This window comes from Mesorhizobium sp. M1328 (assembly GCF_040318075.1).
GTDB lineage: Bacteria > Pseudomonadota > Alphaproteobacteria > Rhizobiales > Rhizobiaceae > Mesorhizobium.
On sequence record NZ_JAMYLO010000048.1, the window covers coordinates 1 to 12460 of the forward strand.

The 12460-nt window shown below is 57.6% G+C and carries 12 protein-coding genes and 4 pseudogenes; 7 read left to right on the plus strand and 9 right to left on the minus strand.

The genetic code is table 11. The features are described from left to right. Positions 1-168: 168 nt before the first annotated feature. The 3 genes and pseudogenes from NKH23_RS33545 to NKH23_RS33555 form a co-directional block, all read right to left on the minus strand. Positions 169-372: pseudogene (locus NKH23_RS33545) on the minus strand (IS5/IS1182 family transposase); the annotation flags it as partial. Between the two features lie 75 nt (positions 373-447). Further along, complete coding sequence (locus tag NKH23_RS33550; protein ID WP_353024443.1) at positions 448-732, minus strand: hypothetical protein; 285 nt, start codon at positions 730-732, stop codon at positions 448-450. Next, on the minus strand, positions 648-2030 hold the full coding sequence (locus NKH23_RS33555; RefSeq protein ID WP_353036623.1) for an integrase catalytic domain-containing protein: 1383 nt from the start codon (positions 2028-2030) through the stop codon (positions 648-650). The genes NKH23_RS33550 and NKH23_RS33555 overlap by 85 nt, the downstream gene beginning before the upstream one ends. 79 nt (positions 2031-2109) lie before the next feature. Between NKH23_RS33555 and NKH23_RS33560 the strand changes: the two are divergent. Continuing rightward, a pseudogene (locus NKH23_RS33560) lies at positions 2110-2250 on the plus strand (IS30 family transposase); the annotation flags it as partial. Between the two features lie 171 nt (positions 2251-2421). Then, a pseudogene (locus NKH23_RS33565) lies at positions 2422-2565 on the plus strand (hypothetical protein); the annotation flags it as partial. A gap of 215 nt (positions 2566-2780) precedes the next feature. Here the strand turns inward: NKH23_RS33565 and NKH23_RS33570 are convergent. The 5 genes from NKH23_RS33570 to NKH23_RS33590 form a co-directional block, all read right to left on the minus strand. Then, positions 2781-3899: a mandelate racemase/muconate lactonizing enzyme family protein gene (locus NKH23_RS33570; protein WP_353036625.1), complete on the minus strand. Its 1119-nt coding sequence runs from the start codon at positions 3897-3899 to the stop codon at positions 2781-2783. 103 nt (positions 3900-4002) lie between these two features. Next, positions 4003-5106, minus strand: a complete 1104-nt coding sequence (locus NKH23_RS33575) for an ABC transporter ATP-binding protein (protein ID WP_353036627.1) — start codon at positions 5104-5106, stop codon at positions 4003-4005. Between the two features lie 4 nt (positions 5107-5110). Then, a complete protein-coding gene (locus NKH23_RS33580; RefSeq protein WP_353036629.1) occupies positions 5111-5938 on the minus strand; it encodes an ABC transporter permease in 828 nt (275 codons plus the stop codon). 4 nt (positions 5939-5942) lie between these two features. Beyond that, positions 5943-6770 carry an ABC transporter permease gene (locus NKH23_RS33585; protein ID WP_353036631.1) on the minus strand — a complete coding sequence of 276 codons (828 nt, stop codon included), beginning with the start codon at positions 6768-6770 and terminating at the stop codon, positions 5943-5945. A 67-nt stretch (positions 6771-6837) separates the two neighbouring features. Next, a complete protein-coding gene (locus tag NKH23_RS33590; RefSeq protein WP_353036633.1) occupies positions 6838-7920 on the minus strand; it encodes an ABC transporter substrate-binding protein in 1083 nt (360 codons plus the stop codon). 161 nt (positions 7921-8081) lie between these two features. Between NKH23_RS33590 and NKH23_RS33595 the strand changes: the two genes are divergently transcribed. From NKH23_RS33595 to NKH23_RS33610, 4 genes are all read left to right on the plus strand, one after another. Continuing rightward, a complete protein-coding gene (locus NKH23_RS33595) occupies positions 8082-8372 on the plus strand; it encodes a DUF5372 family protein (RefSeq protein WP_353036635.1) in 291 nt (96 codons plus the stop codon). Positions 8373-8396: 24 nt separating this feature from the next. Continuing rightward, a complete protein-coding gene (locus NKH23_RS33600) occupies positions 8397-9104 on the plus strand; it encodes a helix-turn-helix domain-containing protein (protein WP_353036637.1) in 708 nt (235 codons plus the stop codon). Between the two features lie 147 nt (positions 9105-9251). Then, the gene (locus NKH23_RS33605; RefSeq protein ID WP_353036639.1) at positions 9252-9788 is read left to right on the plus strand and encodes a recombinase family protein; all 537 of its coding nucleotides are present in this window, start codon (positions 9252-9254) and stop codon (positions 9786-9788) included. A gap of 13 nt (positions 9789-9801) precedes the next feature. Next, complete coding sequence (locus tag NKH23_RS33610) at positions 9802-11364, plus strand: recombinase family protein (RefSeq protein WP_353036641.1); 1563 nt, start codon at positions 9802-9804, stop codon at positions 11362-11364. On the opposite strand, the gene tnpA is transcribed toward NKH23_RS33610, so the two are convergent. Further along, positions 11342-11968 carry an IS66-like element accessory protein TnpA gene (gene tnpA / locus NKH23_RS34765; RefSeq protein ID WP_502912402.1) on the minus strand — a complete coding sequence of 209 codons (627 nt, stop codon included), beginning with the start codon at positions 11966-11968 and terminating at the stop codon, positions 11342-11344. The genes NKH23_RS33610 and tnpA overlap by 23 nt on opposite strands. A 90-nt stretch (positions 11969-12058) precedes the next feature. On the opposite strand from tnpA, the pseudogene NKH23_RS33625 reads away from it, so the two are divergent. After that, positions 12059-12363 (plus strand): annotated as a pseudogene (locus NKH23_RS33625) (IS110 family transposase); the annotation flags it as partial. Positions 12364-12460 lie beyond the last annotated feature (97 nt).

The window sequence follows — 12460 nt, forward strand, 5'->3', positions numbered from 1 at the left end:
TGGCTCATGCTGTGCTGCTAACTTCGCTCGTAAGGGCGACCTTAAGAGCGCAGCCTCGCTACCGTGCCGTCCTCTCGCAAGGCGGCCTTCGCCGGAGGGTATCCTTGCCTGGGTGGATGGCTGATTGATTTCGGCGTTGCGTCGGCGATTTTCGCCGCATTCGCCGTTATGCGGACGCAGTTCGCCCTCGTGCCAGACGGAGCGGGTGAGATTGTGGGCAAGGTTGGCCATGCCGATCTTCGTCCTGGCGCGGGCGATGCCGATAGTGCGCACGAACAGGCCCATCCTGGATTTCTCCTGCGCGAAGACGTTTTCGACGAATGCGCGGGTTTTCGATCTCCGCCCATTGGCCCGCGACGTCGCCTCGCTGATCCGCGCATTGCCTCAAGCAAAATGTTACCGAGAGCGTCTGTCAAGCGAAGTGAGGATTTGACCCCTCCTATTGCCTCACCGAGGAATGTTACCGAACGCGATAGGGCCGACATGGGCCCTTTCTCCATCCGTCGCGGCGGAGGGAGATAGCGGCCAGCTCTTCATCCAACCGCCATCGAGGATGATCAGCCCAGCCATTTCCATGCGCCAGACCTTCACAAGCCGTTGCACCATTCTCAGGTTATTTTCCTTGAAACGCGAGGGGTCGATCTTTGTCAGGCGTTGCAACACACTTGCTGCCGAGAGCGCCGGCTCTTCCTCGAGCCATCCCTTGATCTGCGCCTCGAACGGCTCGTACATGCTGGGTCTCTTCGGATAGGGTTTGGTCCGCCGATACGGCCGCCGATGCGTTGGTCGGTCTCGCCACTCTTCCAGGCCGTCTTCAGATTCGCGGCGAAGCGCTGGAGATCGATAACGGCCGGCTCCTCAATCTTCGTATTCAGGCCACGACGATCGACCCGCCGCCCAAGCTCCTCCTGCGCGGCGCGGATGCCAGCAAACAGCAGCACGGGATCGGCGGTTTCCATCATCGCCTGGAGCCGCTGCTTGTCGGCCTCGGCCACACCCGGATGTGCAAGGACACGGGCCGCAGGCGGAACTGGCGGATGATAGCGCTTGATCACACGAGCGCCGATCCGCGTCTTCTCCTGAAGCTTGAATGACGGTTGGAACAGATTGCCGTAAAGCCGCACGACAGCATAAAGTTTACCAAGCGCGGCCGTCGCCTCCGCGCCGACAAACCGACCATACCCCACCAGGCGACGCACGATGGCGCCATTCTTCTGCTCCACATGCGCCTGGTCATTCTTTCGATAGGCGCGCGAGCGCGTCACTTCCAGTTCCTCACTGCGGCACCAGGAGACGACGAACTCGTTCATGAAGGCGCTGTCGTTGTCGAAATCTACGCCGAGCAGGGGGAAGGGAAAGAACGAGCGGGCCTGCTTGATCGCCACAATCACATTGCCGCTGTCGCGCGTGCGGACCGGAACGCATTCAGTCCACCCCGTGGCAATATCGGTCAACACCATCGTCTGCACAAAGCTGCCGGACGAAGATGTGCCGGAATGCGCCACGAAATCGACCTCGACGTAACCGGGCGGCGGATCATTCCAGTCCCCGAAGGTGCGCACCGGCACCGATCGGCGAACCGCCGAACTCATTCCTGCTCGCCGGCGCTGGCCGCCGCGAGCCACAACACGTACCTCCGCCAAAAGCCGATCTATCGTCGCCGGGCTCATTGTCAGCAGCTTGCCGCGGAGCGCGGCATCGAGCTCCAGCCGGCCATGCCGTTCAAGCGCTGGCAGCAAGAGAGGTATCAACGGCCGCAGCCGTTTGGAACACAGCCGCTCCGATGCCTCCCACAACACCACGAGCGCTTCGCGAACATCGCCGCCATAGCGAAGGCTGTGCCTCTTGTTGCCAGGTATCTTCGACGCGCGTTGACGGAGCACTCGGATCGCATGCTTGCGATGATAACCGGTCACCGCGACGAACTCATCGAGGATGAGGCGCTTATCGCTTCGGCTCCCCGATCGATACCGCTCGACAATTGCTTCCACCAATTCCGACCGTGTCGCCATGCTGATCCGCCTTGCCATCCATCCTCCGAATCGGGATGACAACACCTGACCATCCCAATCGGAACAGCGACACTATTGGTAACATTTTGCTTGAGGTCAGTACTTCCCGAAAGGCACCGACCTGAGCGTCCACAGCGCCGACGAGATCGCCGCCGTGGCCGCGGCCCTCAATGCCCGACCAAGAAAAACCTTGGGCTGGAAAACGCCGGCAGAGGCGCTTGACGAGTTGCTGTCGTGAGTGAACACAATCGGTGTTGCGACGACCGCTTGAATCCGCCCAATACGCGTGCGGAGCGCACTCCGAACTTCTGAATCGCCACGGTATCCCGGCGAGCATGAGCCGTGTCGGCAACGGAGAGCTTCATGAAACCCTGAAGCAGGAAGAGGTGCGAGGTCTCGCTATAGGGATGCAGATGATGCCCGAAGGCGCATCGGCGCTTTCATCGATACCGTTTACAACACGCAGCGTTTGCATTCGGCGCTCGACTATCTCACTCCGGAAGAATACGAACAGAAGCATTCAAGCAGACGACTGATGGAAAAGGCTGCGTAGCTTCCGCGCAGGCTGAGCCATCCGGGTGCCATATCGGACATCGAGCAAGAGCAGAAGCCGTCATCCGCTAATTACAAGAGATCCAGAACGACGTGCGCCGCCACAAAGCGAAGCACGTCGACGAGATCTGCAGCAGCAATTCGTGGGTTCAGGCTTCCAAAACACCATCGCGCTGCATTGGCCGGCCGAGAAAAGTTAAAGATAACCTAATTGTCTTATCCCCTGCCGCCGTACACAGCTATTGGATCGCCGAGGCTACCCGGTAAGGGTTCTTGACCGAGTCCGGGCCGATCCGAGGCTTCCACCACTCCTCCGCCCCCCTGGATCGGGATGGGTGCATCCGTAAATCCGTCGGAGAGGTTACGTGCTAGCGGGTTGTATACAGAGTGGCGGAGTTCCTTCGGGACAGACTGCGCCAAACCGTAAATCGCTCCCTGTACTATCCCGCTTCCCCCCACATCTTGAATGGTCATCGGAATTCCTGCCGTCACACACATATCACGCGCGCGGCGGGCCTTGGTCAGGCCTCCCACTCTCGAGATCTTGATATTGATCAAGTCCGCTGCACTATCGGCGATAATCCGCATCACCATTTCAGGCGAGTCAACTATTTCGTCGAGGATCATTGGATGATCCGTCCGACGTCTCACCGCGAGGCAGTCCTCGTACGAATAACAAGGCTGCTCTATATAGACGTCAAGATCGCGAATTTGTCGCATTACTCGCAAGGCCTGATCCCGTGTCCAACCGCGATTGCAGTCGGCGTAGTATTCCTCACCGGGTTGGGCATGTTCAAATATTGCCCGCATCCTTGACACATCTTCCGCGACATTTCCGCCCAACTTCAATGACATACGCCGGTACCCTTTCTCACGGAAGGCCGCGGTCTCTGCCAACATCGCTTCAATCGACCCTACCTTAGGGTCGCACATAAGATCTAATCCACCTTCGAACCTTCCGCCGAGAAGATCGCACAGCGGCATTCCCGTTGCTTTACCGAGGATGTCCCAACAAGCCATGTCGATTGGTGATTTGCCGTATGGGTGACCGAACAAGAAATGGTCCATCAGATAGTTGATGCGATCAATCTGGAGCGGATTTTCTCCAATGAGGTGAGGAGCTAATTCGTCAATAGCCGCTATGGCCCCCTTTGCGAACGCCGGCAGATAATTCCCTCCCATCGTTTGGACTTCGCCCCATCCGACGATCGCCGCGTCAGTCTCGATTGCTACAATGGTGCTTTCGAAAGATGTCCATGTCCGACCACGCGATAGGCTGTAGCCTTGTGGAAAAGGCGTCACAATCTGAAAAACTGATATGCGAGTTATTTTCAATGGAAATTACCTCCTTGTTATGTCGCTTGGCTACGCTAACTGTGTCGGCGAGGCGACAGGATTTGATTGACCCAAATCTAGTTGCAAATGACATTCCTCCACCTCACATATGCCCTCCAGCCTGAAACACGAGGACATCCGACGCTGAAAAATGGGCGTGCACTGGCTGTCCCGCTACAAATCCCGGAGTTCTCCCGACATTCTTGCGGACTGCCAGCAATCTGCCCCTTCCTTGAAGCTCGACGACCACATGCATGTCGGCGCCCAGCGGTGCCACGTCGAGCACGACACCCACTAGGGTATTGCATTCTGCGTCTTGAGCTACTTCACTCGCTGCCCCGCCCGTAAGCGTTATGTTTTCCGGCCTGACGCATAGATCAGCATGGTCGTGTTGATTGGATAGCGGAGTTCTTGCGTGGATCTCAATTCCTTCGCTTGTGACATAGATGCTGACGCCCTCACTCGATCTGCCGCGCCTTGATCCATGAAACCAGTTGGACCTCCCGACGAACTCGGCGACGAATTTGTCGGCGGGCGCCGCGTATATCTGCGTCGGCGATCCACGCTGAACGATTTTCCCACCCCGCATGACGACGACTTCGTCGCCTAAGCTGAGAGCTTCCTCCTGATCGTGGGTCACAACGATGGTAGTCGCGCCGACCGACCGGAGGATGTCCTTCAACTCAATGCGCAGTTCTAGACGAAGCTTCGCATCAAGTGCTGACAAAGGCTCGTCCAGAAGAACAATCTGGGGATCAGTTGCAAGCGCTCGCGCAAGCGCGACTCGCTGCTGTTGTCCGCCGCTTAGCTGGCTCGGATATCTGGCCTCCATGCCGGCCAGCTGAACCAGTGACATCATCTGTTTGACACGAGAGGGTATCTCCGATTTCGGCGTTCCGCGATACCGCATTCCGTAAGCGACATTTTGAGCCACGGTCATGTGAGGGAACAGCGCGTAATCTTGGAATAGCAGTCCGACGTTGCGTTCATAGGGCTTCAAGTGCCCAACATTCTCGCCGTAGATTTCCACGGTCCCGCTGTCAGGCGACGTGAAACCTGCAATGATGCGAAGAGTAGTCGTCTTGCCGCAACCGCTCGGCCCCAAAAGAGAAAGCACCTTTCCCTTCTCGATTTTCAGAGACACGGCATCGACTGCGGTGAATTCTCCGTACCTTTTGGTGACGTCTTTCAGTTCCAGAACATTCATTCGATCAAGCCCTATAAATGCCCTGACCGATTGCTCGCTCAAGGCCGATTACGCGGTCCAGCACGACCAGTAAAGCGAAGGTCAGGCCCATTAGGACGACTGCTGCCGCAGCGATTGTGAGATCCAAATGCGACCTCATTAAGCTGACCAATGCAACGGGTAGCGTGTAAGTATTGTAGTCACACAAAAATATACTGATCGCGACATCGTCCATAGAGAACGCAAATGCGAAAATCGCGCCAGCGGAAATGCCGCTCTTGGCGAGAGGCAAGGTGATCGTGAAGAATGTTTGTCGCGCGTTAGCGCCGAGGCTCAACGCGGCCTCGCCCAGCGTTTCGCTTATGCCAGTAAGTCCGATCAATGTCATCCTTATGGTGTATGGCAATGCGATGATTAAATGCCCGGCAAGCAGCCTGGCAAAAGGCGGAAGGAGGTCAAATACAGAGAAGAACATAAGTAACGCGAACCCGATGATCACGCCGGGTATTACGAGAGGTGACAAAAACATGGTGGTGGTTACGTCACGCGATCGCGGAGACATTCGGCTGATCGCCACCGCCGCCGATGTGCCGATCACCGTCGCAAGGACCGTCGTTGCAATTGCCAGCAGCAAGCTGGTCTGGAACCCGGACCACAAGTAAGCATTATCAAAAAGCCGGTCGAACCATTTCATCGACAGGCTCGGCGGAGGAAATGGGCCCATGAAATCGCGACCGTCGAATGCCATGGACACGGTAACAATCACCGGGAACAGGAGGAATATTGCTGTTCCCGCGATAACCGCCTTTAGGCACAAAACGAGCAGGGCATCTGCATTTCTATTGCTGAGCATTCTTTCACTGCCGGTCAAATGATGTGGCGATTCTGGACATGACAAAAATCAGGAGCAAAGAAAGAACCAGCATAATGTTCGAGATTGCCGCTCCACTCGGGTAATTGGCAACTTCGCCGAAGCGGCTGTAGATAAGATTTGATATAAATAGCACGCGCCCTCGGCCCAAGATCAACGGGATAACGAAGGCGCTCACGCCAATCGTCATCGATACTAGAAACGCAGAGACAAGTCCGCGGATGCACAATGGCAACGTTATCGTGATATGAGTCTTAACTGCCGATGCGCCAAGGGACTGAGCCGCCTCTGCGAGGCGCGGGTCGAGATTTTGTATGGCCCCGATCAAAACCAGGATTGACGTCGGTATTGCGTAGTGGAGCAACCCCGCGATGATCACGAAATAAATGTACAGATAACTATTGGTATTTATCCCTGCAGCGGACATGATCCACGTGAATATCCCGACTGAGCCGAAGGTCAAATCAATTGAATAGACGCGAACCAGGGCGCTCAGGAACATGAGGCCGATGAGGGCTGAAATCGCCGCCTTTCTGACTAGCGGCGATGCACGCCTGGCAACGCAATATGCAATCGGAAAGGCAATGAGAATGGCAAGGGCTGCCGCGCAGAAGGCCAGGAGATAAGTCTGAATAAAGTATCGCGCATAGACCGGGAGAATGAGCTCGGTATAGTTTTCGGTGGTAAGCGGAGCTCCCTCCTTCGAGCCAATCCGACCTGGCTCGAAGATGCGAAAGCTCTGATCAAACACCGCCAACATCGGCAGCACAAGGAATAGGAGCATTGATGCCACTGCGGGGAATAGCAATAGCATTTGGGCTCTCGTACTTCTCATCCACTCTCTCCGGCTTTGGGTTCATTTCGGGCAGCGCGTTTTTCGCCTAGAGAAGTGGCATGACCTCCTGCTCCCACCGCTTCATCCACGCATCGGCCTGCTCAGAAACATAAGTCCAGTCTGGAATATAGATATACCGGTCCATTTCCTCGCTGTTGAAAACGAAGGGCCTCACTTCGTCCGACGTTTTCGCGTTTATATTGACGGGGATGCCCGAAATGTTGCGGTTGAACTCCTCGTTATTTTCCGCATTGATCGCAAAGTTTGCGAATTTGAACGCCGCGTCAGCATGCCCTCCTTTGAGTACGCACCATCCCTCTTGGTAGAGGAACGTCCGAAATCCTGACTCTGGATTCATTTTGGTTAGGTATTTGATCTTGAAGTCGCGCAGCATCGGAAGCGCACCACCGCCCTCAAAACTTATGCAAGTTTCGCCGGAACTGATGGAATTGTTGATATCAGTATCGTCGGTAGCCACCCGGCCGATATTTCCGCTACGCGCCAGCTCTTTCACGAAGTCCCAAGCCGGCTCCATGTTCCGCTCGTCACCACCTCTGTGAAGCGCGAGCCCAACCATCTGCAGATTGGAGTTGTTGTTCGGCGCCGGAAAACAAACTTTCCCTGCCAGCCGAGGGTCCAAGAGGTCATCAATCTTGGTAATCTCAAATGGAGCATGATCTTCCCGATAGAACCAGGAGATCGACGATATAGTCCGGGGTATGTTTATGACATTCCCCGCGCCATCCTTGATCAGCAGCTTTGTCGGGATATCGGCCAAATTCGGTACCTTCTCCGCCGTGACCGGCTCTGCCCAGCCTTCCCGGGCGATTGCTTGCATCGAAAGATCCCACCCCGCCACAAGGTCTATGCCAGGGTTCGGCCATGTAGCCTTGATCTTGGGCAGAATAAGTGCGGCCCCGCCGGAATACAGTTGCCAGTTAATCTGGATATCCGACTGTTTGGCCGCGATTTTCTGGATCTCGTCGATGTAATTTCCGCCCCATTCAGTGGCCGTGATTGTGTCGGCGGCATACGCCCTGTCTACCATCAACGAGCCGAGAGTGCCTATTGCCGTAGCCGTCGCTGCATCTTTCAGGAATTTGCGTCGTGACACCGGATTCTTAAACATGTCATTGTTCCCCTTTGTTATTTTGTCGTGGTGGAACGAAAGCGCCGTCACACCCGGTTGACAAGCATAATTTCGATATTGCGGCCATCTGGGATTCAGATAACCCAAGTTAGCTCACCCACACAGGCAGTTCACCTGACAAGCCGGGTAGCGGTTGTCACGTGGAAAAGAGCCTGCGCGGTAACCGAGCGGGCAAGCTGTTGCTGCTGCGCTTTGACGATGGCCGGATTTGCTCTGTTCCGCCGCAATGGACCGATGCAGCAGTGCCCAGCCTTGAGGTTGTCGCGGGAAACGGGCGCGCACTGTGCAGCCTCACCGACCTACTGGGACTCAGCGGTCTCGTAGAGCGCCTCATATCGCAAGGGAGATGCGCAACGCCGCAAGATTGTAAAGGAAATTATGCCAATATTGTAAGGAAAATAACGCCGCAAAATCCATGGGGGCTTCGCTGAATGTGCCGCATCAGCGGAGATTGTATGCGACTGGTCCGCAGATACACGCTTGACGGTTTAACCATACGCGGCATATTTATATTTGCGTCAATTGAGTCGACATCGGGGGCGGCGCAGGTGTCGGACAGCGTCAAACACAGGCAATCGAAAGCCAGCGCTTTGGCCGAGGATGGCACGCTCAATCCAGCCCCGGAAAAAATCGGCGATCAAAAGTTCCGGGAGGACGGCTTCTTCGATCCGCGCGACATCGTGCAGGTGAAGTACGAGATGCTGCGGCGCGTATCCGTCGACAAAATGTCGGTAACGGAGGTGTCCGACGAATATGGCGTCTCCCGGCCGACCTTCTACCAGGCCAAAGCGGACTTCGAGGACGCGGGTCTGGCCGGCCTAGTACCGAGCAAGCGCGGCCCGCACGGCCCGCACAAGATCCAGAGCGAAGTGCTGGCCTTCCTCAGGGCCCAGGTGGTTCCAGGCGAGCCCATTCGGGCACGCGAACTGACGAACCGGCTCTGGACAGAGTTCGGCCTCGATGTCCACCCCAGAACAATCGAGCGTGCGCTCGGCGTAAAAAAACGGCGTAACCATCAGTGGTGGTGCGCAATTGCATTGCGCGATGCACGCCACGGAGCGATACGAAATACTGCGCGCCGCCGCGCTTGGCGCCGCGCTCCCTCTGGAGGCACGCAGCGGTCTTACCATCCTTCTGCATCGCGGCATGTGGGCCTGGGTTAGCGCGATCTTGCGTACGCCGGGCTGGTCCCCACCCGCGGCTTTGCCGCCTGTCGCCAGGCTGCCGATCGCAGACGAAACGTCCGAGCGACGCACAATCATCCACTTGCTCGCCGCCATCGTGATGGCGGCCCCTGAACGGAGAACAGCATGAACGAAAAGCTCAAGGTCCAATCGCATCATCTCGAGCGGAGCGCCTACCTCTACATCCGACAGTCATCGATGCGAGAGGTCATGGAGAACGTCGAAAGCACCAAGCGTCAATACGATCTTCGTGGTCGCGCGATCGGGCTTGGATGGCGCGACGACCAGGTCACCGTCATCGACAGCGACCAGGGCGAATCCGGCGCTTCAGCGTCGTGGCGCGAAGGCTTCCAGCGCCTGGTGTCCGATGTCGGCATGGGGCACGCGGGGATCGTCATGGGCCTGGAAGTATCCCGCCTCGCCAGAAACAATGCGGACTGGCATCGGCTGCTGGAGATCTGCGCTTTGGCCGACACACTCATCCTCGACGAGGATGGCGTGTACGACCCGGCCAACTTCAATGACCGGCTTCTGCTGGGCCTCAAGGGCACGATGAGCGAGGCCGAGTTGCACGTTATTAAAGCCCGGTTGCGCGGTGGCATTCTCAAACAAAGCTCGCCGCGGCGAATATCGTTGCCCCCTTCCGACCGGCCTCATCTATAGTGAGGCCGGCGATGTGGTCCTCGATCCAGACGCTCAGATCCGGGAGGTGATCACCCACTTCTTCGAGACGTTCTCGAGGGTCGGGTCGGCGACGCAGACCGTCAAGGCGTTTGCCAGGGAGGGTCTGCTCTTCCCATCCCGGTTCCGCAACAGCAAGCGGGTGGTCTTCCAACCCCTGACCACATCGACGGCCTTACGCACGCTGCACAATCCTCGCTACGCGGGCGTCTATGCCTATGGCCAGCGTCTTTACCGCAGAACCGTCGACGGAAAGAAACAGCTCCGTAAACGTGAGCCCAATGAATGGCTCGCATGCATCCCGGACGCCCACCCCGGCTATATCAGTTGGGAGCAGTTCCAGCACAACCTCAAGGCGCTCGAGGCCAATGGCCAAGGCTACCAGACCGCGCGCGTCTCGCCACCGCGCGAGGGCGCGGCTTTGTTGCAGGGGCGCGTCATATGCGGGAGGTGTGGCTGTCACATGAGGGCCCGTTACGTCATCCGGCGCGGTCAGGTGGACACTTGGTACGTCTGCAGCCGCGCCTACGTCTCTCGGGGTGAGCCTCACTGCCAGTCGATCGCAGGCTGGCCCGTCGACGAGGCGGCCGGTGAACTGATCGCCGCGGAAATGACGCCCGCCGCCGTGGAGTTAGCTCTGGAGATCCGAAAAGAGATCGAAGCGCGCTATGACGAAGCGGACAAACTCCGGCTCCGTGCCGTCGAACGCGCCCAAATCGATGCCGATCTTGCACAGCGGCGGTTTATGTTGGTCGATCCGAACAGCCGCTTGGTTGCCGACACCCTTGAACGCGAATGGAACGACAAACTGCGCATGCTGGCTGATCTGCGAGAAGAAAGAGAGAGCGCTCTACGCGAAGACCGAGCGACATTCGATGATGCAATCCGTGATCGATTGATCGCCATGACGGCCGACTTCAAAACGGTCTGGTGCGACCCTACCTTGCCGAACCGAGAACGCAAGCGGCTCCTTGCCTATCTCGTCGAAGACGTCACATTGCTCAAGTTCCAGGCCGAGGGAGAAACCCGGATCCACATCCGCTTCAGAGGCGGAAGGACCGAAACATTGACCACTCAGAACCCGAAATCCTCCGCACAGCAGGTAAAAACCCGGCCCGAGGTGGTCGAATTGGTCGACAAGCTTCTCGACGATCATATCTGCGCTGAAATCGCTCCTGAATGCAAGGGGAATCTTCCCGGCGGCTCAGCGCGGCGCGGCAAGGCTGACGCCCAGTTCACCGACTTGCGCGTCATCTATCTCGTCAAGCAATATGGTCTGCGCTCGCGCTACGACGGGCTGCGCGAGCGGGGAATGCTGACAAAAGCAGAAGCCTGCGCAAAACTCGGAATTACCGAATGTACCCTGGTCAGATGGGCGAAGTACGGCATCGTGAAAAGATATGCCTACAACGGCTATATCGGCCTCTATAAACTGCCAGGACCGCACGTCCCAGCCAAACAGTGCAGCCGATGGAACCAGCTTGCCCATCGGGCAGAGGCCATCCGCCGGCTCAACTCCTCAAAATGCTCCGATCTCAAGGAAAGGGCTGTAGTATGAAGCCAGTTAGTTCGTGAACAGGCAGGCACCCTGGCCGTCGTGCCAGATCACCTTGACCAGGCCACCCTGCCGCCCGCGGAAACAGAACAAATGACCACTGTGCGGATCGCGCTTCAACGTCTCCTGCACCATCAATGCGAGGCCGGGGAAGCCCTTGCGCATATCCGTAAAGCGAGTGGTGAGCCACACCTTCACACCGCTCGGGACCGGGATCATCCCGCTCCAGCACATTCAGGATCCGGCCCAAGGCCTCCGTGTCGATGTCGCTCTCCACACGAATGCGCCGGCCGCGGCCAAGCTCAATCGTCACCGTGCTCGTCTTCTTGCGAGGTAGCGGCGGCGATTTGGTTTCCGCGGCCTCAGGCCCCGGCAGTGCCGCGACAACCTTCACCGGGATGAACTGCGGCACCGATGGCGCGGAGATCTGGCAGAGCTCTTTGCGCCAACGGAACAACTGACCGGCATGGATGTCCGCCGAGCGGGCGATCTCCGATACGCTGGCGTTCGGCTCCAGACACGCCGCAACCAGCCGCTCCTTCTCTTCACGAGACCACCGTCGGCGGCGCTCGACGGACGTGATCACCTCCACATGCTGCTTCGTCATAGGACTGTTCCTAGTGCCACCACTAGGACTTGCAGCCTTCAGCCTACCTCAGCAAGGCGGCCGTCACCGTGGGGATACGAAGGAGCAGCCATGAAGTACTTTGCCGGACTGGATGTGTCTTTGGAAGAGACCACCATCTGGGTCGTCGATGAGAGCGGCCGGATTGTGAAGGAAGGGCGGGCGGCGAGTGAACCACAGGCGCTTCTTCATGCCCTTGGGAAAGTCGATCTGCCGCTGGAGCGCATCGGGCTGGAAGCCTGCTCGCTGGCAGCCTAGCTGTATGATGGTATCCGCGCCGAAGGATGGCCGACCATCTGCATTGAACCCGACAGGCCAACGCAGCGATGAAGACGATGCCGAACAAGACGGATCGGAATGACGCACGCGCCCTAGCAGGCTGTTGAAAAAGTGGCTCGCAGCGGGGCTGTGAGCGTGATTCAGTGTCTCCGGAGAGATTCGGAGAACGAGGCATGCGCGGTGGAGACGAACGGT

Excerpts from the sequence above, each read along its gene's own strand:
- NKH23_RS33550 (WP_353024443.1), bottom strand. The coding sequence starts at position 732 with ATGTACGAGCCGTTCGAGGCGCAGATCAAGGGATGGCTCGAGGAAGAG.
- NKH23_RS33555 (WP_353036623.1), bottom strand. The coding sequence starts at position 2,030 with ATGGCAAGGCGGATCAGCATGGCGACACGGTCGGAATTGGTGGAAGCA.
- NKH23_RS33575 (WP_353036627.1), bottom strand. The coding sequence starts at position 5,106 with ATGAATGTTCTGGAACTGAAAGACGTCACCAAAAGGTACGGAGAATTC.
- NKH23_RS33580 (WP_353036629.1), bottom strand. The coding sequence starts at position 5,938 with ATGCTCAGCAATAGAAATGCAGATGCCCTGCTCGTTTTGTGCCTAAAG.
- NKH23_RS33585 (WP_353036631.1), bottom strand. The coding sequence starts at position 6,770 with ATGCTATTGCTATTCCCCGCAGTGGCATCAATGCTCCTATTCCTTGTG.
- NKH23_RS33590 (WP_353036633.1), bottom strand. The coding sequence starts at position 7,920 with ATGTTTAAGAATCCGGTGTCACGACGCAAATTCCTGAAAGATGCAGCG.
- NKH23_RS33600 (WP_353036637.1), top strand. The coding sequence starts at position 8,397 with ATGCGACTGGTCCGCAGATACACGCTTGACGGTTTAACCATACGCGGC.
- NKH23_RS33605 (WP_353036639.1), top strand. The coding sequence starts at position 9,252 with ATGAACGAAAAGCTCAAGGTCCAATCGCATCATCTCGAGCGGAGCGCC.
- tnpA (WP_502912402.1), bottom strand. The coding sequence starts at position 11,968 with ATGACGAAGCAGCATGTGGAGGTGATCACGTCCGTCGAGCGCCGCCGA.